Consider the following 19,599-nt stretch of genomic DNA (forward strand, 5'->3'; position numbering starts at 1 on the left):
GCCTCAGACCTCCTGGAGCAGTGTGTCGGTGGTGGTCACGACCGCGCAGCGGCCGGCGGCGTAGCGCAGCGCCATGTCGTGGTCGGCGCGGGAGAAGTCGGCCACGGCGTCGGCGACGACGAACGCCTGGATGTCGCGCTGCCAGGCGTCGGCGGCGGTCATCAGCACGCCGATGTGCGCGTACACGCCGACGATGACGATCTGGTCGCGGTTCCTCTCCCGCATCAGGTCCGCCAGTTCCGTGCGGACGAACGCGCTGTACTTCCACTTGGTCAGCACCGTGTCCCCGTCCCGCGGGGCCACGGCGTCCGGCATGGCGAGTTTCGCCGGGTCGTCGGCGACGCCGGGGCCCCAGAAGTCCAGCTGGAGCCCGCGCTGCTCGGGGGTCTGGCCGCCGCGCTGGGCGGAGTAGACGACCGGCACGCCCAGGCGCCGGTACCCCTCGATCAGACGGGCGGTGTTGGCGAGCATGCCGGTCAGCGGCTGCTCGCCGGCCGGGAACGCGCCGAGGAAGTGCTGTTGCAGGTCGTGCACGAGCAGGACGGCACGCGCCGGGTCCACGGTCCAGGCCACCCGGCCTGCGGGCAGCTCGTCCGGTGCCGGGAGCGGATAGGGGGCGATGGCGGGAAGTGCCATGGGGGAGTCCTCTCGGATGCGGTCAGGACTGTCCGGCGGCGGACCGCAGGTGCTTCTTGCTGATCTTGCCGACGCCGGTCTGGGGGAAGGCGTCGACGAACTCGACGAGGTCGGGGACCTTGTAGGCGGCGATGCCGCGCTCCCGGACGAACCGCTTGATCGCCACCGGCTTCAGCGGCTCGGCGCCCTCGCGCAGGATCACGTAGGCGAGGGAGCGTTCGCCGAGGTACTCGTCGGGCACCGCCACCACGGACACGTCGTGGACGGCGGGGTGGGCGAGGATGATGTTCTCGACCTCTTCGGGGGCGATCTTCTCGCCGCCGCGGTTGATCTGGTCCTTGGCCCGGCCCACGACGACGAGGTGGCCGCTGGGCAGCCGGCGGACGATGTCCCCGGTGCGGTAGAAGCCGTCCTCGGTGAAGGAGCGCCGGTTGTGGTCGGGGGCGCGCCAGTAGCCGCGGATGGTGTACGGGCCGCGGGTCAGCAGGTGTCCGGGCTCGCCCTCGGGGACGTCGTCGTCCGCGTCGTCGACGACGCGGATCTCGTCGTCGGGGGAGATCGGTCGGCCCTGGGTGGTGACGACGGTCTCGGTGTCGTCGTCCAGCCGGGTGTAGTTGACCAGTCCCTCCGCCATCCCGAACACCTGCATGAGCCGGCAGCCGAGCGCGGGCTCCAGGCGGCGGGCGGCCTGCTCGCTGTACTTGGCGCCGCCGACCAGGGTCAGCTCCAGGCTGGACAGGTCGTGCCCGGTGGCAGGCGCGGCGTCGGTCCACACCAGCGCCAGCGGCGGCACCAGCGCCGTCATGGTGATCCGCTCGGCCTCGATCAGCGGGAACGCGGTGGCCGGGTCGGGTTTCGGGGACAGCACCACCGTGCCGCCCGCGTACAGCACGCCGAGCCAGCCCGGCGAGCTCATCGGGAAGTTGTGCGCGGCGGGCAGCACCACCAGGAACCGGGTGCCGGCGTCCACCCCGCAGATCTCGTTGGAGCCCCACAGCGAGTACATGTAGTCGTCGTGGGTGCGCGGGATGAGCTTGTTCAGTCCCGTCGTGCCGCCGGAGAGCTGGAGGAAGGCCAGCTCGTGCGGCTCGGGCCCGTCGAAGGGACCGGACGGCTCGCACGGCACCTCGCTCAGCGCGGTGTGCTCACCGGGGTCGCCGGCCACGAACACGTGCTTGAGGCTCGGCACCTGCCTCAGCATCGCCGAGGCCAGCTCCCGGTGGTCGAAGCCGGCGTGCCGGTCGGGGACGACGTAGGCGACCGCCTCGGTGAAGGAGCAGAAGTGGGCGATCTCCGTCTCGCGGTGCGCGGGCAGCGCGTAGACCGGCAGCGCGCCGATCCGGAAGAGCCCGAAGACCACCTCGACGAACTCGCCGGTGTTGGGCAGCTGGACGACCACCCGGTCGCCCTTGCGGATGCCGCGCGCCAGGAACCCGGCGGCCATCCGGTCGGCCCGCTCGTCCAGCTCCCGGTAGGTCCAGGTGCGGCGCTCGGGGGCCGGGTCGACCAGGGCGGTCCGGTCGGGGTGGGCGGCGGCGCGTTCGCGCAGCATGCCGCCGAAGGTCTCGCCGCGCCAGTAGCCGGCGGCGCGGTAGCGCTCGGCGAACTCGGCGGGCCAGGTGGGGGAGTCCACACCGGGGGTGAGGGTCACAGCGAAGCTCCAACGGCGTGCAGGAACGTACGGAACTTGGCGGCGGTCTCCGCCGTCTCGGCCTGAGGCGTGGACGCCGCCACGACGCCGGCGCCGGCGAACAGCCTGAGGGTGTTGCCCTCGGCCTCGGCGCAGCGGATCGTCACGACCCACTCGCCGTCGCCGTCGGCGTCCTGCCAGCCGACCATGCCGGTGTAGGCGCCGCGGTCGAAGGGCTCCGACTCGGCGATGACCTGCCGGGCCAGCTCGGTGGGCGTGCCGCACACCGCCGGGGTGGGGTGCAGCGCGCAGGCCAGGTCCAGGGCGGTGGTGGCCTCGGGGTCGGCCAGCTCGCCGGTGACGGTGGTCGACAGGTGCCACATGGCGGCGGTGCGCACCAGCGTGGGCCGCTCGGGCACCTGGAGGGTGGTGCAGAACGGCGCCAGCGCCTCGCGTACGGCGGCCACCACGACGGCGTGCTCGTGCAGGTCCTTCTCGGACTCCAGCAGCGCCACCGCGCGCCGCACGTCCTCGGCGAGGTCCTCGCTGCGCGGCGCCGACCCGGCCAGGGGGTTGGCGGTGAGCGAACCGCCCCGCCGGGCCACCAGCAGTTCGGGGCTGGCGCCGATCAGGGTGCGGCCGGGGCCGCTGGGCACCGCGAAGGTGTAGCCGGCCGGGTCGCGGCGGGCCAGCCGGCGCAGCATGGCCGGCAGGTCGGGCTCACGGCCGCAGGTCAGCTCCAGACTGCGGGCGAGGACGACCTTGTCGAACTCGCCGGCCCGCATCCGCGCCACCGCCGCGGCGACCGCCTGTCCGTACCGCTCGGGGGAGGGGACCTCCTCGACCCGCCAGTGAGGCCGGTCCTCGTCGTGCGGGACGGCCAGCGCGACCAGCGGGTCCTCGCGCAGCGGCGGCGCCCAGCGCACCGTGTCCGGCACCGCCAGCGCGGACGGGCCGTCGGGGGCGAAGGGCAGCGTGCCGACGACGACCGGCGCCGCGGCTCCCGGGCGGCGCAGCCCGTCGAGCACCTCGCGCACCCGCACGGCCGGCGGCCGGGCGTCGTCGGGTATCACGGCGGCGGTGCCGCGGCCCAGCAGCGTCCGGTGCGGGGTGGCCAGGAAGCGGTCGGTGGCCGGGCGGTACGCGTCGAGCAGGGAGGTGGCCGCGCCCGGGGAGACGGGCGTGGCGGCGGTGGGTTCGTGCAGGGATACGGACATGACAGTCTCCTGTGGGGGACTCCGGGACTCCGTGAGGACTCCGGTGGGGGACTCCGTCGGGGGCGGGGCCGGGCCGGGGTGGGGCTCAGGCCCGCAGGGTCGCGCCGCCGTCGACGTACAGGTCGTGCATCGTGATGTGGCGGGCCCGGTCGGAGGCGAGGAAGACGACGGCGTCGGCGATGTCGGCGGGGTCGGCGATCCGGCCGAGCGGGATGCCCGTGCGGTAGGACGCCAGGTCCCCCTCGATGACGCGCCGCGCCGAGGCCTCTTCCTCGCCCTCGGTCCACAGCGCGCGCTGCATGTCGGTCAGGGTCGAGCCGGGCGAGACCGTGTTGCAGCGCACCCCCTGCCGGGCGACCTCCAGGCCCAGGCACTTGGTGAACATCACCGCGGCGGCCTTGGAAGCCGCGTACGCGGCGAAGTTGGCGCGGGGGACACCGGCCGCGTTGGAGGCGACGGTGACGACGCTGCCCCGGCCGCGTTTGGTCATGCGGCGGGCGACGGCGCGCGAGACGTGGAACACGCCGGTGGTGTTGACCGCGAAGTGCGCCGCCCAGTCCTCGTCGGTGAGTTCGGTGACCGGCGCGTCGCGCAGGACGCCGGCCACGTTCACGGCGATGTCCAGCGGCCCGAGCTGCGACTCGGCCGCCTCCACCAGCGTGTCCACGGCGGCGGCGTCGGTGACGTCGAGCCGCCGGGGGGTGACCCGCTCGCCCATCCTGCCGGCGAGCGCCTCCACGCCGCCGAGTCCGAGGTCGGTGGCGAGGACCCGGGCGCCCTCCTCGACCAGCGCCTCGACCACCGCCGCGCCGATGCCCCGGCCCGCCCCCGTCACGAGGGCGAGCCGGCCCTCCAGCGCGCCGCTCACGAGGCCAGCGCCTTCGTCAGGTCGTCCAGGACGATCTGCGCGGCGAGCGGACCGCCGGCGCTGTTCCAGGCGGAGCCCTGGACCACGACGACGTGGCCCGCCTTCTCGGCCTTCAGCTTCGAGAAGTTGGGGACCTTCTTGGCCTCGGCGTACGCCTTCTCGCCGTCGGCCTTGTCGCCGAGGGTGCCGAAGACCAGCCAGTCGCCGTCGATGGTGGAGAGCTTCTCCAGGCTGACCGGCTCGCTGTGGCCGCTGCCCACGCCCTGCTGGCCCTCGGGCCGTTCCAGGCCCAGGTCGGTGAGGGTGGAGCCGACGTGGCCGACGCCGCGGCCGACCACCGAGGGGGCGCTGTTCTGCCAGCGGATCACGCTGACCACCGCGCCCGCGTTGTCGCCCAGCTCCTTCTTGGCGGCGGCCAGGTCCGTGTCGAAGCCGCTGATGATCTTCTTGGCCTCCGCCTCCTTGTCGAGGGCGTCGGCGGTGGCCGTGAAGGCCTTCTTCCAGTCCTCGTTGAGCTTGGCGGTGACCACCGTCGGGGCGATCGACTCCAACTTGGCGACCTGGGTCTTCACGGCGGTCGTCTCGTCGAGCAGGATCAGGTCGGGCTGGAGCGCGGCGACCTTCTCCATGTCGGCCTCGGCGACCGTGGCGACGACCTCGGTCTGGCCCGCCTTGTCGGCCAGGTAGGTGGAGACGCCCTGCTGGCCGCGGCCCGCGGTGGCGCCGACCGGTTCGACGCCGAGCGCCAGGGCGGCGTCCAGGGTGGGCTCGCTCAGCGTGACGACCTTCTTGGGATCGGCGGGCACGTCGACCTCGCGGCCCGTGGCGTCGGTGATCTGACGGGTGCCCGACTCCTTGCCGCTCGTGGTGTCGCTGCCGCCGTCGTCACCCCCGCAGCCGGTCAGCAGGACCGCTCCGGCCAGGACCGCGGCGGCGGACGTCGATACGGTTCGGCGGGTGGAACGTGCACGGGACATGGAAGAAGGACTCCTCGGTCGTGGGTGGGTTGGCGGGAAAGGGGTCTGGGGGGTCAGCCGGCGCCCAGCAGCCGGACCAGGCCGTCGGCCAGCGCGCCGTGCCAGCAGGCGTAGTCGTGGCCGCCGTTGTACGTGCCGAGGGTGACCGGACAGCCGGCGGCGCTCAGGGCGTCGTACAGGAGGCGGCTGTGGTCGACCATGGCGCCCTCGTGCAGTCCGACGTCCAGATGGACCGTCAGGCGCCGCGGCGGCGCGGACCGGCACCGGGCGACGAGCCAGGGGTCGCCGGACACGACGGGTTTGGGACCGGCCGGTGACGGCAGTCCGGGCCGCCACCACAGGGAAGGGGACTGGGCGAGGACGTTGCCGAACCGCTCGGGCCGCAGGAGCCCCGCGTACAGGGCGGTCATGCCGCCGAGGCTCTGGCCGGCGACCACGGTCCGCCGCGGGTCCGTGGTGAGCGGCCAGCGGCCGGCCGCCCAGGGCAGCAACTCGTCGGCCAGGAAGGCGACGAACGGCTCCCGGGCGCCGAGGTCGCGCCAGCGGGTGCGGCGGTCCACGGCGTCCGGCGCGACCACCACCAGCGGCGGCAGCGCCCCGTCGGCGATCATCGCGTCGAGGGTGCCGCCGAAGCCCAGCCGGCCGAACCACATGTCGCCGTCGCACACCACGGCCACCGGCAGCGGCGTCCCGGCGTGGCGGTCGAGCCCCGGCGGCAGGTACACCCAGGTGTCCCGGTCGCCGACCGGTTCCGCGGCCGGCACCCGGTGGCGTTCGACGCGGCCGGCCAAGGCCGTGCCCCGGCGCCTGGTCCACGGCTGGGCCGGGGCGTCGGGCAGGGCGAAGACCGAACTGTCGGCCGACTGCCAACGGGTGGCCACCCGGCAGGGGTTGAGCGGGTCGGCGGCGGCGTGCGCGGACAGCGACCGCAGCCGCCGCTGGAGGCCGGCCGGGTCGGCCGGGGGCTCCCGCAGCGAGATGTCGGCGGCCAGCCGGTAGGAGCCGCGGTGGTCGGCGCGCAGCCGCAGGCCCAGGTGCCACACGTCCGTCCCCGGCACCCGCTCCAGGAGCGAACCGGCGAGGTGGTCGCGGTCGGTGATGCGGTTGCCGTGGAACAGCACCTGCCGGGTGGCGCGGTGACCGCGCCACAGGAAGGTGACCGCGCGGTGGCCGGGCCGGCCGTCCAGCTCCTCGACCAGCGGAGTGCCGAAACGTTCCACCTCTGCCCAGAACTCGGCGGCCAGCGCGGCACGACGCGCCGCGCCGGCCCCCTCTGCCTCCTTTCGCAGGCGTGCGACGCGCGGCCCGGTGATCCGGACCGGACGGACGTCCGGACGGGCATCACTCGGGGCGGAACCGGGCAGGATGGTCATCGGTGTTCTCCGTGAACCGCGGTCAGGGGTGTGCGGGGGACGGTCGGTTTCTGTCGACGCGACCGTCAACAGCCCCGGTAAGGGTAGCCTAAGCTAACCACATGTTCATTGGAATGTGTGCACTGCACCGGCCGAAAACGGTGCCCGGCTCCCGGTGCCACCGCGCCCGTACGGCGGCCACCCCGTGAGCGCCGCGACGGTCCCCGCCCCGCCGGAGACGGCGCCCGGCGCCCGCACCCCGCGCGGCCGGGCCGCGGTGCGCCCGGCCGGTCTGCTCCTCGGCCTGGTCCTCCTGTTCGCTGCGGCAGCCCTGTCGCTGGCCGTCGGCACCAAGGGGATACCCCTCGACCAGGTCTGGTCCGGCCTGTTCAGCCCCTCGGGCACCGAGAACGACGCGATCGTGCGGGACCTGCGACTGCCCCGCACCCTCATCGGCGCCGCCGTCGGCGCGGCCCTCGGCCTCGGCGGCGCGGTCATGCAGACCCTGACCCGCAACCCGCTCGCCGACCCCGGACTGCTCGGCGTCAACGCGGGCGCCTCCGCCGCCGTGGTCACCGCGATCGGCGTCCTCGGCATCACCTCGTTCACCGGGTACCTGTGGTTCGCCCTGGCCGGCGCGGCGGTCGCCGCCACCGTCGTCAACGCCCTCGGCGGCGGACGCTGGGCCACCCCGGTCCGCCTCGCGCTCGCCGGAACCGCCGTCAACGCGGCCCTGTTCGGCTACGTCAACGGCCTCTCGCTGTGGCATCTGAGCACCCTGGACGAGATGCGGTACTGGTCGGTCGGCACGCTCGCCAAGCGTGACGTGTCCCTGCTGCTCACCGTGGCGCCGCTGCTCGCGGCCGGCGCGCTGCTCGCCTTCGCGCTGGCCCGGCCGCTCGGCGCGATCGCGCTCGGCGAGGACCACGCGCTGGCGCTGGGCACCCGGGTGCGGCGGGTGCGGGTGCTCTCCGTCGTCGCCATCACCCTGCTGTGCGGCGGCGCGACCGCCGTGTGCGGGCCGATCGGCTTCATCGGGCTGATGATCCCGCACGCCGCCCGCGCGTTCTGCGGACCCGACCCGCGCTGGCTCATGCCGTACTGCGCGGTCTTCGCGCCGGTGCTGCTGCTCGTCTCCGACGTCGTCGGCCGGATCGTGGTGCCGCCGTCCGAGATCGAGGTCGGCACCGTCACCGCCTTCCTCGGCGGCCTCCTCTTCATCCATCTGGTACGGCAGCGGAAGGTGGCCCAGCTGTGAGCGTCGTGCGGGACGGCAAGCGGCACGAGGAGCGAGGCGGACGGAAGGACGGGACGCGGGGCGGCGGGGCCGCGGCGTCCCGGGTCCGCCTGCGGCGCGGACTGCTGCGCGCGGGGCGCTGGTCGGTGCGGTACGACCCCCGGTCGGTACTGGTCTGTGCCGTACTGGCCGCGCTGGCGGCGCTCGCGACGGTGCTGGCCCTCGGCACCGGGACCTACGCGCTGTCCCCGGTCGAGGTGGTCCGCACCCTCTTCGGCGACGGCCCGCCGGGTGCCGGGTTCGTGGTGCTCGACCTCAGGCTGCCGCGTGCGCTGGTGGCCGTACTCGTCGGATTCGGGATGGGCATGGCGGGCGCGGTGTTCCAGTCGCTCACCCGCAACCCGCTCGGCAGCCCCGACGTCATCGGGTTCGGCAACGGGGCCTCGGCCGGCGCGCTCGTCGCCATCATCGTCCTGGACGCGGGCGCGGCGCAGACGGCCGCCGGCGCGGTGTGCGGCGGCCTCGCCACCGCCGCGGCCGTCTATCTGCTGGCCTGGAAGCGCGGGGTGCACGGCTACCGGCTGGTCCTCGTCGGCATCGGCGCCTCCGCGGTGCTGGGCGCGGTGACCAGCTTCCTGTACCTGCGCGCCGACATCGGCAAGGCGGCCCAGGCCGCGAGCTGGACGATCGGTTCGCTCAACGCCCGGGACTGGAGCGACGTGGGGATCGCCGCGCTCGGCGTCGTGGCCCTCGGCCCGGTCGTCCTGGGGTACGCGCGGCGCCTGACCATGCTGGAGATGGGCGACGACACCGCCGCCGCGCTCGGGGTGCCGCCGGAGCGCAGCCGTCTGGCGCTGCTGAGCGCGGGCACGGGGCTGACGGCGCTGGCGGTCGCGGCGGCCGGTCCGATCCCGTTCGTGGCCATGGCCGCGCCGCAGCTGGCCCGCCGGGTGACGCGCGCGGCGGGCCCCAACGTCCTGCCCGCCGCCTGGATGGGCGCCCTCCTGCTCGCCGCGGCCGACCTCGCCACCCAGCGGGTGACCGGCTCGGCCCTGCTGCCGGTCGGCGTCCTGACCGGAGTGGCCGGCGGTGCCTATCTGGCGTGGCTGCTGCGCGGGGAGCGGCGGGGAGCCCGGCTGTGAGGCGCGCGCCGCTGCCGGGCGCCCTGTCCGGGCGCCCCGCCCGGGGGCGGGCACCCGCTCGCCGGGCCGGCCGGCGGCGTTCCGGCCGGCGGCGTCGTGCGAGGGGGCCTCGCCTCCGCCCCGGCGGGCCGCCCTCGTCGTCGCCGAGGGCCGCCACGTGCTCGACGTCGTCCGCGGCGGGCCGCGCGGGGCCGCGCACGCCGGCCGGGTCCCGGACGCACCGCGCGCTCACCGGTCCCGGGCGGCCGCCCGGCTCCGGTGACCGGCGCGTGGACCGCCCCCGGCCGGCGCTCCCGGAGCCGCAGCGGTTGATAGCCGGACGCAAAGGGATAATCCTGGACGACATGGAGCACGCCTCCGCTGCGGCGATCGTGGACACCGACGGCCTGGTGACGGGGTGGAGCGAGGGCGCCCGGCGACTGACCGGGTACCGGGCCGAAGAGGCCGTGGGCCGGCCCGCGCGCCACCTGCTCGCCCAGGACCCGGCGCCCGGAGCCGTGTCCGCCCTGTCCGGCACCGTCCTGGTGCGCCACCGCGACGGCTCCGCGCTGGCGCTGGCGCTGCGCGGCCGGCCGCTGCTGGCGGGGGACGGTTCACCGGGCGGGTACGCCGTCACCGTCGAGCAGCCGGGGGAGGACGCCTCCGCCCTGACCGGGCGGGCCTTCCAGCAGGCCTCGCTGCCGATGTCCGTGCACGACGTCGCGCAGCGGTACCTGTGCGTCAACGACACGGCGCTGCGGATGCTGGGGGCGACGGAGGACGAGCTGACCGGGCGGCGGCTCCCGGAGATCATGGAGGGCGCCGACGCCGACGGCCCGGGGTTCGAGGAGAAACTGCGGCAGGTCACCGAGACCGGCCGGCCCGTGTGCTACGAGACCTCCACACCCGCCTCCTCCCCGCTCGGCGAGCACGCCTGGCGGGTGGAGATGTGGCCGGTGCACGACGCGTCCGGCGCGGTGACCGCCGTCTCCATGGCCGCGTTCGAGACCACCGAGCAGCACCGGGCGCGGCAGCGGCTGGCCCTGCTGAACGAGGCCGCCGCGGGCATCGGCACCACCCTGGACGTGGTCCGCACCGCCGAGGAACTGATCGAGCTGCTGGTACCGCGCATGGCCGACTTCGCCGGCGTGGACCTGCTCGACTGGGTGCTGGGCACGGACGAACCGGTCGTGGAGTCGGCCACGGACGTCTCGCTGCGCCGGGTGGCCCACAGCTCCGCCACCGAGGACTACCCCCGGCCCACCCCGCACCTGGGCGAACGGATCGTCCACCCGACGTACTCGATGGCCGCCCAGGCGCTGCGGGAGGGCCGGGCGGTGCTCAGGGGACCGGGCGACCCGGACTTCGACCAGTGGATCCGGCTGCGCAACGAGCAGGCCCCGCACAACCGCGCCTGGCGCCGGAACCTGCGCTCGGCCCTGGCGGTGCCCCTGCGGGCCCGCGGCACCACCCTCGGGGTCGTGCTGCTCGCCCGCGGCGCGCCCGGGGAGGCGTACGTCGGCGACGACGTGGTCCTGGCCCAGGAACTCGCCAGCCGGGCCGCCGTCTGCGTGGACAACGCCCGCCGCTTCGCCCGGGAACGCAGCACCGCGCTGGCCCTGCAGCACAGCCTGCTCCCCACCGGCCTGCCGGGACAGGCGGCCGTGGAGATCGCCCACCGCTACCTGCCCTCCGGGTCGGCGGCCGGCATCGGCGGCGACTGGTTCGACGTGATCCCGCTCTCCGGCAGCCGGGTCGCCCTGGTCGTCGGCGACGTCGTCGGCCACGGCATCCCGTCCTCGGCGACCATGGGCCGGCTGTGCACGGCCGTGCGCACCCTCGCCGACGTCGACCTGCCGCCCGACGAGCTCCTCACCCACCTGGACGACCTGGTCGGCCACCTCGCCGCCGGCGGCGAGGGCGACGAGGCCGCCGAACTGGGCGCCACCTGCCTCTACGCCGTCTACGACCCCGTGTGCCGCCGCCTCACCGTGGCCGCCGCGGGGCATCCCGCTCCCGCCCTCCTGCTGCCCGACGGCAGCGTACGGCTGATCACCATGACCGCCGGTCCGCCGCTCGGCGTGGGCGGCCTGCCGTTCGAGGCCACGGAACTGGAGCTGCCCGAGGGCTCCGTCGTCGCCCTGTACACCGACGGTCTGGTCGAGGACCGGGTCCGCGACCTCGACCAGGCCACCGCCGAGCTGTGCCACGCCCTGACCGCGTCCGTGCCCTCGCTGGACGAGCTGTGCGACAGCGTGCTCAAGGCCGTGATGCCCGAGGACCCCCGCGACGACATCGCCCTGCTGCTGGCCCGCACCCGGTCGCTGGGCGCCGACCAGGTCGCCACCTGGAACATCTCCCCCGACCCGGCGCAGGTCGCCGCCACCCGGGCCTCCGTCATGGAACGGCTGGCCGCCTGGGGCCTGGAGGAGACGGCGTTCGTCACCGAACTCGTCGTCAGCGAGCTGGTCACCAACGCCATCCGCTACGGCGCCCCCCCCATCCAGCTGCGGCTCATCCGCGACCACAGCCTCATCTGCGAGGTCTCCGACGCCAGCCCCACCTCGCCGCACCTGCGCCGGGCGCACGCCTACGACGAGGGCGGCCGGGGACTGCTGCTGGTCGCCCAGCTCACCCAGCGCTGGGGCAGCCGGCCGGCCGGCGGCGGCAAGACCATCTGGGCCGAGCAGCCGCTGCCCCAGGACTGATCCCGCACGGCCCCGCCCCGTCAGAACTCCTCGTGCGTCTGCGGGTCGCCGCCCATCCGCCGCCGGGGACGGCCGGTGACCGCCCGCATCTGGTTCGCGTCCAGCTCGAAGCCGAAGACGTCCAGGTTCCGCCGCCGGCGCCCGGGGCCCGCCGGCTTCGGGATCGGCACCGCGCCGAGCTGGAGGTGCCAGCGCAGCACCGCCTGGCCGGGGGTCACCCCGTGGGCGCCGGCCACGGCGGCGACGGCCGGGTCGTCGAGCAGGTCGCTGCCCCGGCCCAGTGGACTCCAGCTCTCGGTGCGGATGCCCTTGCGCTCGTGGAAGGCGCGCAGTTCGTCCTGGGGGAGGAGCGGGTGCGGCTCGATCTGGTTGGCGGAGGGCAGCACGCGGTCTCCTCCTCCAGCCGTTCGATGTGCCCGACGGTGAAGTCGAAGACGCCGATCGACCGGACCAGGCCCTCCTCGCGCAGCTCGACCATGGCCTTCCAGGAGTCGACGTACCGGCCGACGCGGGGCAGCGGCCAGTGGATCAGGTACAGGTCGACGCAGTCCAGGCCGAGCCGGGCGCGGGACCGCTCGAAGGAGGCGAGGGTCTCCTCGTAGCCGTGGTGGCGGCCGGGCAGCTCGGTGGTGACGACGATCTCCTCGCGGGGCACGCCGGCGTCGGCCGCACCGAGGCCGACACCGGCCTCGGTGCGGTAGTTGGCCGCGGTGCCGATCAGGCGGTGGCCCAGGCCGAGCGCGTCGGCGACCGCCCGCCGCGCCTCGGCGTCGTCCATCGGCCAGGTGCCGAACCCCAGCGCGGGAAGCGACGTGCCGTCGTTGAGGGTGTGCGCCGGAATGCCGCTCGCGGAAACCTTCTCTCGGCCGCGTACGGGACGGACGGTGCCTCCAGCCTCCGGTACGGCACCGCGGTGATCAACCCGGCGGCGCGCTCCCGGACGTCCCCGAGGCGCTCTCGCCATACCCGGCGCGGGCTGTCACGCTCTCTGACATGACGACGGACAGGGGCATCGCGGAACGGACGGCACAGCCGGACGCGGGGGTCGAGGTGCGGCCCGCCGCGGGACACATCGGCGCCGACATCACCGGCGTGGACCTGGCCGGCGACCTCACCGACGCGCAGGTCGCCGCGGTCCGGGCGGCCGTCCTGCGCCACAAGGTGGTGTTCTTCCGCGACCAGCGGCTGGACCACGCCGCGCACGTTGCCCTGGCCCGGCGGTTCGGCGAACCGGTCGTCCTGCCCCGGCGCGGCAAGGCGTCGCCCCCCGGCTTCCCGGAGGTCGAGACGACCGCCGACCGGCTGGAGCTGGGCGGCCGGTTCGGCATGGAGCACGACGAGTGGCTCGCCCGGCGCCGGCACACCCTGCTGCGCGGCTGGCACTGCGACCACGGCGCCCGCGTCGACCCGCCCGCGGCGACCATCCTGCGCGCCGAGACCGTACCGCCTTACGGCGGCGACACCACCTGGTCCAACCTGGCCGCCGCCTACGCCGGGCTCTCCGCCCCGCTGCGCGCGTTCGCCGACGGACTGCGCGCCGAGCACCGCCTGGGCGTCGGCTACCAGCCCCGCCCGGGCGGCGACGCCTACCTCCGCCGCCTGCTGGACCACCAGATCGCCACCGTCCACCCGCTGGTCCGCGTCCACCCGGAGACGGGAGAACGGGTGCTGTACGTCAACGGCTACTACGTCGAGCAGATCACCGGCCTGACCCGCCCGGAGAGCGCGGCCGTCCTCCAGCTGCTGCTGGAGCAGGCGACCCGGCCCGAGTACACCGTCCGCTTCCGCTGGGAGCCGGGCAGCGTCGCCTTCTGGGACAACCGGGCCACCATCCACCTCGCGCCCGGCGACACCGCCCACCTGGACCATCCGCGGATCATGCACCGGGTGATGCTCGCCGGCGACGTGCCCGTCGGGGTCGACGGCCGCCCGTCCCAGCCGCTCACCGGGAGCGCTCCGGGCCGCTGGTGACCGTCACACCAGCGGGATCGTCACCTCGTCCTCGACCGGAGGGTCGGTCTCCTGCGCCCGGTTGCCGGTGGCGGCGAAACAGCGCAGGCGCACCGCCTCCGGGGTGACGTCCAGCCGCAGGAAGCACTTGAAGAAGGGCGGGCTGTACGTCGCCGACCCCGGTGAGAAGAGCTGCGTGTACATCTTGCGCACCGGCAGCCGGAACCGTTTCCTCTGCTCCGGCCGCCGCCCGGTGCCCAGCAGCCCGGCGACCAGCCGGACCCGCCGGGTGACCCGCGCCGCCCCGGCCCCCTGGGCCCGGGTCGGCCCGATGCCGAGCCGCTCGGCGACCACGGCGGCCGCCTCGGCCTCGGTGAGGGTGAGGAAGCGGCGCAGCCGCAGGCGGCGTCCGTAGAGCGCGCTGTAGAAGGCGAGGGAGTCGCCGCGCAGCGGGTAGCAGCGGAAGTCCCGCTCGGTGACGCCGCCGACCGAGACCCGGGGGATGGTGTGGGTGGCGTGCGTGAACGCCCCGCCGCCGCCCGCGACCACGTACTGGACCGTGCGGCCGTCCACGTCGACCGGGTAGCGCTGGTAGTTGTGGATGTCACCGCCGATCGCCGCGACGTAGTGGTGGGCCGGGTCCCGGACGATGTCGTCGACGGTGCCGCCGCCCTCGACGGGACACGGGTGGTGCTCCCCGTCCACGTACAGCGGGGAGCCGGTGACCAGGATCTTCGGCCGCGGTCCCCGGGACACGTCGCGCAGCCACGCCCCCTGTTCGGCGTCGACGGTCCCCAGCAGTCCGGTGTCGATGCCGACGATGCGCACCGGTCCCGCGTCGATCGCCCAGTACGGTCCCGGCTGGACGGCCCGCTGGGCGGGCGCCGACCGCAGCCGGCGTGCCTCGTCCAGACGCCGTCCGTCGTCCGGGCGCGGCCGGTGCCACAGCAGGGAGCGCAGCCAGGCGCGGGTCAGCGGCCGGGGTCCCGGCTCCGGCGGCAGCGGCGGGGCGTCGTCGCAGAAGACCCGCATGAAGCCGCCGAGGTCCTCGTACCAGTCGTGGTTGCCGGGTATCGCGTAGATCGGTGCCCGGTAGTCCCGGTAGGGGCGGAAGAACTTGGGGCCGTAGTCGTCGGCGCTGCCCACCGGATAGATCACGTCACTGGCGAGCACGGCGAACCGGGTGTCCCCGCCCGCCCGCAGCAGCCCCGGCACGACGGCGTACTGCGGATCGCCGCCCTCGCCCGTGTCGCCGATGACCAGGAAGGAGAACCGGTCGGGGTCGTCCCGGCGGATCACCTTGTCGGCGGGGGCCCCGGCCGCCGCCCGCTGCGCCACCCAGCGCTGGCGGGTACGGCCGGTGGGATCGCCGAACCAGGAGGCCAGCACGCCGTTGCGGGCGGCCCACAGCGTCCGGGGGTCCAGCCAGGAGATCTTCTCGACCCGCTCCGGCACGAGCCGCCGGTACGCGCCGCGCTCCGCGGCGCCCCAGCCGGCGCCTTCCGCGGTGTCACGTGAGGAATCAGCCATCCCGGCACCGTAACAACGCCTGCCGGCCCGGCCGGAGGCGGGACGGCCGGTCAACGACGGCCATACGGAACGCAGTTCGCGTACCCGCCGACGCCGTTGCCGGGAAAACGGCCGTCAGCGCCGCGAGGCCGGCGCGGAGTCCGTGGGCGAGGCGGCCGGCGGATGCGGCACCCCGTCGTGCGGGGCGGACCGTCCCGACGGCGCCGGGGCGCGGCCCCGGCCGTCCTCGCCCAGGACCAGCAGCGGGTCGAACATGACCACCACCCCGGCCAGCACCAGGAAGAGGACCGGACCGAGCAGCATCGGCAGCAGCAGGGAGGCGGGCGATTCGCCGTCCCAGGTGCCGCCCGGGGCGCCGTGCACATGGACGCTGACCGCGGCCATCCCCGTGTAGTGCATCCCGGCGACCGCCACGCCCATGACCATGCTGGCCCCGAGACTCGCCAGGAAGCCCCGGACGCTGACCGCCGCCCACAGCGCGGCGCTCGCCGCCACCACGGCGATCACCAGGGAGAGCCCGACCGTCAGGACGTCGTAGCGCAGGTCGCCGTCGAGCCGCAGCGCGGCCATGCCCAGGTAGTGCATGGCCGCCACCCCCAGCCCGGTGACCGGGCCCGCCAGGGCCAGCGTGCCGGGCCCGGTCCCGCGGTAGCCCACCATGAACACGCCGGCGCCGACCACGCAGACCGCCACGAGGAGGCTGAGCACGGTGAGCGGCGCGTCGTAGCGGACCCGGGTCTCCTCGACGTGGAAGCCCATCATGGCGATGAAGTGCATCGTCCAGATCCCGCAGCCGATCGAGGCCGCGCCCAGCCCCAGCCAGCCCGCCTTGGAGGACCGGGGGCCGAGCAGCGTCCGCACCGTGCAGCGCAGCCCCAGCGCCCCGCCCAGGCAGGCCATCACATAGGCCGCCACCGGGGTCACGAGCCCGTACCGGAACCCGCCGACCGTGCCTTCCATGAGCCAACTCCCCCCGAAGCCCTGGCAAGTGGTGCAGGAAGGTTTCTACGGGACCCGGTCGTGCAATTGCAAGGGTTTCCGGAGGCGGGGCGGAACGTCCTCTTGCGGAACCGCTCCCTCAGAACGCCCGCTCCAGCAGGTCCAGCAGGGCCGCCCAGTGCCGTTCGGTCGCCGCCTCGTCGTACGCGGCGGTGTCGGCCTGGGTGTAGCCGTGCGCCGCGCCGGCGTAGACCTCGCAGCGGTGCCGGACGCCGGCCCCGGCCAGCGCCGCCGCCAGCCGCTCCTGCTGCTCCGGCGGCATGGCGTGGTCCTGGTCGGCGTGGGCGAAGTACACCTCGGCGGTGATCCGGTCGGCCAGCAGGTGCGGGCTGTCCGGGTCCTCGCCGGCCAGCCCGGCGCCGTGGAAGCCGGCCGCCGCGGCCACCCGGCCGGGGTAGGTGCCCGCCGTGTGCAGCGCGAGCCGCGCGCCCATGCAGTAGCCGGTCAGCGCGACCGGCCCGTCGGCCGCCTCCGGGCACGCGGCCAGCCAGTCGAGGTACGCCCGCGCGTCCCGCATCGCGAGGTCCGGGGTGAGGGACCGCATGATCGGGCCGAGCCGCTGGAAGATCTCCGGCCGGGCCTGCGGGTCGATGAACTCCGGCAACGGGACGACCGGCGCCCGCCCGTGCCGGTAGAAGACGTTGGGCAGCAGGACGGTGTACCCGGCCCCGGCGAGCCGGTCGGCCATGGACCGCAGCTGCGGGCGCGGCCCGAAGGCGTCCATGTAGAGCAGGACCGCGGGATGCGCCCGCCCGTCGTCGGGACGGGTCAGATACGCGTCGGCGGTACCGTCCTCGGTGGGGATGTCGACGGCGGTTCCCTGTACGGCGGTCATGGCTGGGCTGCCTCTCTGCGGTGACGTCGGCACACGGCCGCCCGCGGCGCGGGCGGACCGGGGTCATCGTGACACGCCCGGTCCCCGCGGCGCCCCGCTCCCCGGCCCGGCAAGACCCCCCTGACCTGCGCTTGGGCGTCCTTTTACCCGCTGAGTCGAAGCACGTCGGATCGTATTCGCTGACTCGAAGCGCGCCGGGTCGTACCCGCTGACTCGAAGCGCGCCGGGTCGTACCCGCTCACTCGAAGCGCGTCGGATCGCCCGCCCCACGCCGCACGATCTCCGCCTCGCCGCCCGAGAAGTCGACGACCGTCGTCGGCTCGGTGCCGCAGTCCCCCGAGTCGACGACCGCGTCGAGCACGTGGTCGAGCCGGTCCTTGATCTCCCAGCCCTGGGTCAGCGGCTCGTCCTCGCCGGGCAGCAGCAGCGTGCTGGACAGCAGCGGCTCGCCCAGCTCGGTGAGCAGGGCCTGGGTGACGACGTGGTCGGGGATGCGCACACCGACGGTCTTCTTCTTCGGGTGCTGGAGCACGCGCGGCACCTCGCGCGTCGCGGGCAGGATGAAGGTGTAGCTGCCGGGTGTGGACGCCTTCAGCGCCCGGAACACGTCGTTGTCGATCCGCACGAACTGGCCGAGCTGCGCGAAGTCCTGGCACACCAGGGTGAAGTGGTGCCGGTCGTCCAGCTTGCGGATGGACCGGATGCGGTCGACGCCGTCCCGGCTGCCCAGCCGGCAGCCCAGCGCGTAACAGGAGTCCGTCGGATAGGCGATCAGCGAGCCCGAGCGGACGCTGTCGGCGACCTGGGCGATGCTGCGCGGCTGGGGGTTGTCGGGGTGCACGTCGAAGTACTTCGCCATCCGTCGAGCTTAAGCCCCGGTCCCCGTCCGGACCGACCGGGCCGCCGGGCCGGGATGATGGAGGGCGGGGAACGCTCCGAGAAGAGAGGGACGACGTGGCGGGCGGGGACGAGGACAGCAGGCACGTGCGGTGGGCGGAGGAACTGCTCGGCCGTCTGAAACCGGCCGACGGCGACGTGGGCGGCGTCGTGGACTGGCTGGCCGGCGCCCTGCACGCGGCCGTGTCGCTGCGCGACGGCACCGGACGGCTGCTGGCCGGCACCCCGGTGGAGCCGGACGAGCGCCTGGTGCGGGACCTCACCGCCGGCCGGATCACCTCCGCGGCCTTCGAGGACGCCGGACGCCATCTGCGCCTGGTCCGCGTGGACCACGGCGGCGCGGAGCCGGCCGCCGTGCTCGCGGTGGCGCGCGAGGCGCCCTTCGACCGCACGGCCTCCACCGTCGTCGCGCACACCGGGCGGGCGCTCGCCCTGCTGCTGGCCGCCCGCGCCTCGGCCGCGGCCGGGTACCGGCTGGAGCGGGCCACCTCCGACCTGCGCCTGGCGATCCTGCAACTGCTGATGGTCGAGGAGATCGTCTCCGCGCGCCGGGTCGCCGCGGGGTTCTGGCCGGGACTGCTCGACGCGGACACGGCCGGCGTCTACGTCGTGGAGACCGCCCCCGACCGGCGCGACCGGCTCGCCCGGGAGTGCCGGGAGGCCACCGGGGAGCGCGCCCTCGTCGTGCGCTGCCCCGCCATGGACGGCCATGTGATCGTCGTGGCGCCCCGTGAGGACACCGGCGAACAGCTGCGGACGCTGGTCCGGCGGCACCCCGGGGCCCTGCTCGGCGGCAGCGTCCGGCAGAGCCTGGTGCGCACGGCCACCGCCTACGGCCAGGCCGTCAGCGCCCTGGCCGTCGCCCGGATCCGCCCGGAGCGGGCGGCCGTGTACGCCGAGCGGACCTCTCCCGAGCGGCTGATCGACCCGGCGGCGCTGCGCGGCTGGACGGCTCGGGTACTGCGCCCGCTGGACGGGCTGGCGCACCACACCCGGGCCGAACTGCTCGCCACCACCCGGCTCGGCCTGGAGTTCACCGCCGTCAACGCGGCCAAGATACTCGGCATCAGCCGCAACACCGTCCGGGCCCGCATGGACCGGGTCGCCGCGCTGCTCGGCACGGACTTCGCCGACCTGGCCGTCCGGGCCACCGCGCACCTCGCCCTGAACGCCGAGGCCGGCTTCGCCCCGCACCCCGCCGGCCGGGACGCCGGGCGGCCGGACCGCGTCTGCCTCACCGAGCTGCTGACCGAGCCCGCGCCGCGCGCCTGGGCCGGTGACCTCCTCGGCCGGCTGGAGTCCGACCCCCGCGACCTGCGCCGCACCCTGCGCACCTGGATCGCGGCCGGCGGCAACGCCGAGCGGACCGCGCGGACGCTGGGCCTGCACCCGCAGACCGTGCGCGACCACATCCGCGGCGCCGAACCGGTCCTGGAGCGGCGGCTGCTGGCCGGCGGCGGTGACCTGTACGAGGTCGTCCTGGCCCATCTGGCCGTGGGGGACCTCGACCGTCCCGCGCTGTGCGGCACGAAAGCGGACCATCCGGACTCACCTGTGCACGGGTGAGTCCCCGGGGCCGGGCAGCGGGCACCGGCACGCTTCACAGCGGCCGGGCCGCCCCCCTAGGTTCGGACACCACGGG

At 75.1% G+C, this 19,599-nt stretch carries 15 protein-coding genes and 1 pseudogene; 5 read left to right on the plus strand and 11 right to left on the minus strand.

Translation table 11 applies throughout. From position 1 onward, the window contains the following. Positions 1-3: 3 nt before the first annotated feature. The 6 genes from ACY1JF_RS28670 to fes all read right to left on the minus strand — a co-directional run bounded on the left by ACY1JF_RS28670 (position 4) and on the right by fes (position 6,701). Positions 4-636, minus strand: a complete 633-nt coding sequence (locus ACY1JF_RS28670) for an isochorismatase family protein (protein ID WP_462708170.1) — start codon at positions 634-636, stop codon at positions 4-6. A gap of 22 nt (positions 637-658) precedes the next feature. Further along, positions 659-2,287 carry a (2,3-dihydroxybenzoyl)adenylate synthase gene (locus ACY1JF_RS28675; RefSeq protein ID WP_462708171.1) on the minus strand — a complete coding sequence of 543 codons (1,629 nt, stop codon included), beginning with the start codon at positions 2,285-2,287 and terminating at the stop codon, positions 659-661. Then, the gene (locus tag ACY1JF_RS28680; protein ID WP_462708172.1) at positions 2,284-3,483 is read right to left on the minus strand and encodes an isochorismate synthase; all 1,200 of its coding nucleotides are present in this window, start codon (positions 3,481-3,483) and stop codon (positions 2,284-2,286) included. The genes ACY1JF_RS28675 and ACY1JF_RS28680 overlap by 4 nt, the downstream gene beginning before the upstream one ends. 85 nt (positions 3,484-3,568) lie before the next feature. Further along, entirely contained in the window at positions 3,569-4,351 is a 783-nt protein-coding gene (locus ACY1JF_RS28685; protein ID WP_462708173.1) for a 2,3-dihydro-2,3-dihydroxybenzoate dehydrogenase, read from the minus strand. Then, a complete protein-coding gene (locus ACY1JF_RS28690; RefSeq protein WP_462708174.1) occupies positions 4,348-5,328 on the minus strand; it encodes an ABC transporter substrate-binding protein in 981 nt (326 codons plus the stop codon). The genes ACY1JF_RS28685 and ACY1JF_RS28690 overlap by 4 nt, the downstream gene beginning before the upstream one ends. 53 nt (positions 5,329-5,381) lie before the next feature. Beyond that, entirely contained in the window at positions 5,382-6,701 is a 1,320-nt protein-coding gene (gene fes / locus ACY1JF_RS28695) for an enterochelin esterase (protein WP_462708175.1), read from the minus strand. Between the two features lie 184 nt (positions 6,702-6,885). Here fes and ACY1JF_RS28700 point away from each other — a divergent pair, with 184 nt between their 5' ends. The 3 genes from ACY1JF_RS28700 to ACY1JF_RS28710 all read left to right on the plus strand — a co-directional run bounded on the left by ACY1JF_RS28700 (position 6,886) and on the right by ACY1JF_RS28710 (position 11,746). After that, a complete protein-coding gene (locus tag ACY1JF_RS28700; RefSeq protein ID WP_462708176.1) occupies positions 6,886-7,938 on the plus strand; it encodes a FecCD family ABC transporter permease in 1,053 nt (350 codons plus the stop codon). 89 nt (positions 7,939-8,027) lie between these two features. Further along, positions 8,028-9,059, plus strand: coding sequence for a FecCD family ABC transporter permease (locus ACY1JF_RS28705; protein WP_462708203.1), 1,032 nt, complete (start codon positions 8,028-8,030; stop codon positions 9,057-9,059). A gap of 344 nt (positions 9,060-9,403) precedes the next feature. Then, positions 9,404-11,746 (plus strand): SpoIIE family protein phosphatase, encoded by a 2,343-nt coding sequence (locus tag ACY1JF_RS28710; protein ID WP_462708177.1) that lies wholly within the window; start codon positions 9,404-9,406, stop codon positions 11,744-11,746. Positions 11,747-11,766: 20 nt separating this feature from the next. On the opposite strand, the pseudogene ACY1JF_RS28715 reads toward ACY1JF_RS28710, so the two are convergent. Then, positions 11,767-12,587 (minus strand): annotated as a pseudogene (locus ACY1JF_RS28715) (aldo/keto reductase). Between the two features lie 152 nt (positions 12,588-12,739). On the opposite strand from ACY1JF_RS28715, the gene ACY1JF_RS28720 reads away from it, so the two are divergent. After that, positions 12,740-13,717 (plus strand): TauD/TfdA dioxygenase family protein, encoded by a 978-nt coding sequence (locus ACY1JF_RS28720; protein ID WP_462708178.1) that lies wholly within the window; start codon positions 12,740-12,742, stop codon positions 13,715-13,717. A 3-nt stretch (positions 13,718-13,720) separates the two neighbouring features. Here the strand turns inward: ACY1JF_RS28720 and ACY1JF_RS28725 are convergent, their stop codons facing one another. From ACY1JF_RS28725 to ACY1JF_RS28740, 4 genes are all read right to left on the minus strand, one after another. Then, entirely contained in the window at positions 13,721-15,226 is a 1,506-nt protein-coding gene (locus ACY1JF_RS28725; RefSeq protein WP_462708179.1) for a metallophosphoesterase family protein, read from the minus strand. 114 nt (positions 15,227-15,340) lie between these two features. Next, positions 15,341-16,186 carry an MHYT domain-containing protein gene (locus ACY1JF_RS28730; RefSeq protein WP_462708180.1) on the minus strand — a complete coding sequence of 282 codons (846 nt, stop codon included), beginning with the start codon at positions 16,184-16,186 and terminating at the stop codon, positions 15,341-15,343. Positions 16,187-16,304: 118 nt separating this feature from the next. After that, complete coding sequence (locus ACY1JF_RS28735; protein WP_462708181.1) at positions 16,305-17,060, minus strand: dienelactone hydrolase family protein; 756 nt, start codon at positions 17,058-17,060, stop codon at positions 16,305-16,307. Between the two features lie 238 nt (positions 17,061-17,298). Next, entirely contained in the window at positions 17,299-17,919 is a 621-nt protein-coding gene (locus tag ACY1JF_RS28740) for an L-threonylcarbamoyladenylate synthase (RefSeq protein WP_462708182.1), read from the minus strand. A 95-nt stretch (positions 17,920-18,014) separates the two neighbouring features. Between ACY1JF_RS28740 and ACY1JF_RS28745 the strand changes: the two genes are divergently transcribed. Beyond that, a complete protein-coding gene (locus ACY1JF_RS28745; RefSeq protein WP_462708183.1) occupies positions 18,015-19,523 on the plus strand; it encodes a helix-turn-helix domain-containing protein in 1,509 nt (502 codons plus the stop codon). Positions 19,524-19,599 lie beyond the last annotated feature (76 nt).

Source organism: Streptomyces sp. SYSU D01066-1 (genome assembly GCF_054956795.1).

Coding starts and splice junctions, on each gene's coding strand:
- ACY1JF_RS28710 (WP_462708177.1), top strand. CDS start 9,404: ATGGAGCACGCCTCCGCTGCGGCGATCGTGGACACCGACGGCCTGGTG.
- ACY1JF_RS28725 (WP_462708179.1), bottom strand. CDS start 15,226: ATGGCTGATTCCTCACGTGACACCGCGGAAGGCGCCGGCTGGGGCGCC.
- ACY1JF_RS28735 (WP_462708181.1), bottom strand. CDS start 17,060: ATGACCGCCGTACAGGGAACCGCCGTCGACATCCCCACCGAGGACGGT.
- ACY1JF_RS28730 (WP_462708180.1), bottom strand. CDS start 16,186: ATGGAAGGCACGGTCGGCGGGTTCCGGTACGGGCTCGTGACCCCGGTG.
- ACY1JF_RS28670 (WP_462708170.1), bottom strand. CDS start 636: ATGGCACTTCCCGCCATCGCCCCCTATCCGCTCCCGGCACCGGACGAG.
- ACY1JF_RS28690 (WP_462708174.1), bottom strand. CDS start 5,328: ATGTCCCGTGCACGTTCCACCCGCCGAACCGTATCGACGTCCGCCGCC.
- ACY1JF_RS28680 (WP_462708172.1), bottom strand. CDS start 3,483: ATGTCCGTATCCCTGCACGAACCCACCGCCGCCACGCCCGTCTCCCCG.
- ACY1JF_RS28720 (WP_462708178.1), top strand. CDS start 12,740: ATGACGACGGACAGGGGCATCGCGGAACGGACGGCACAGCCGGACGCG.
- fes (WP_462708175.1), bottom strand. CDS start 6,701: ATGACCATCCTGCCCGGTTCCGCCCCGAGTGATGCCCGTCCGGACGTC.
- ACY1JF_RS28740 (WP_462708182.1), bottom strand. CDS start 17,919: ATGGCGAAGTACTTCGACGTGCACCCCGACAACCCCCAGCCGCGCAGC.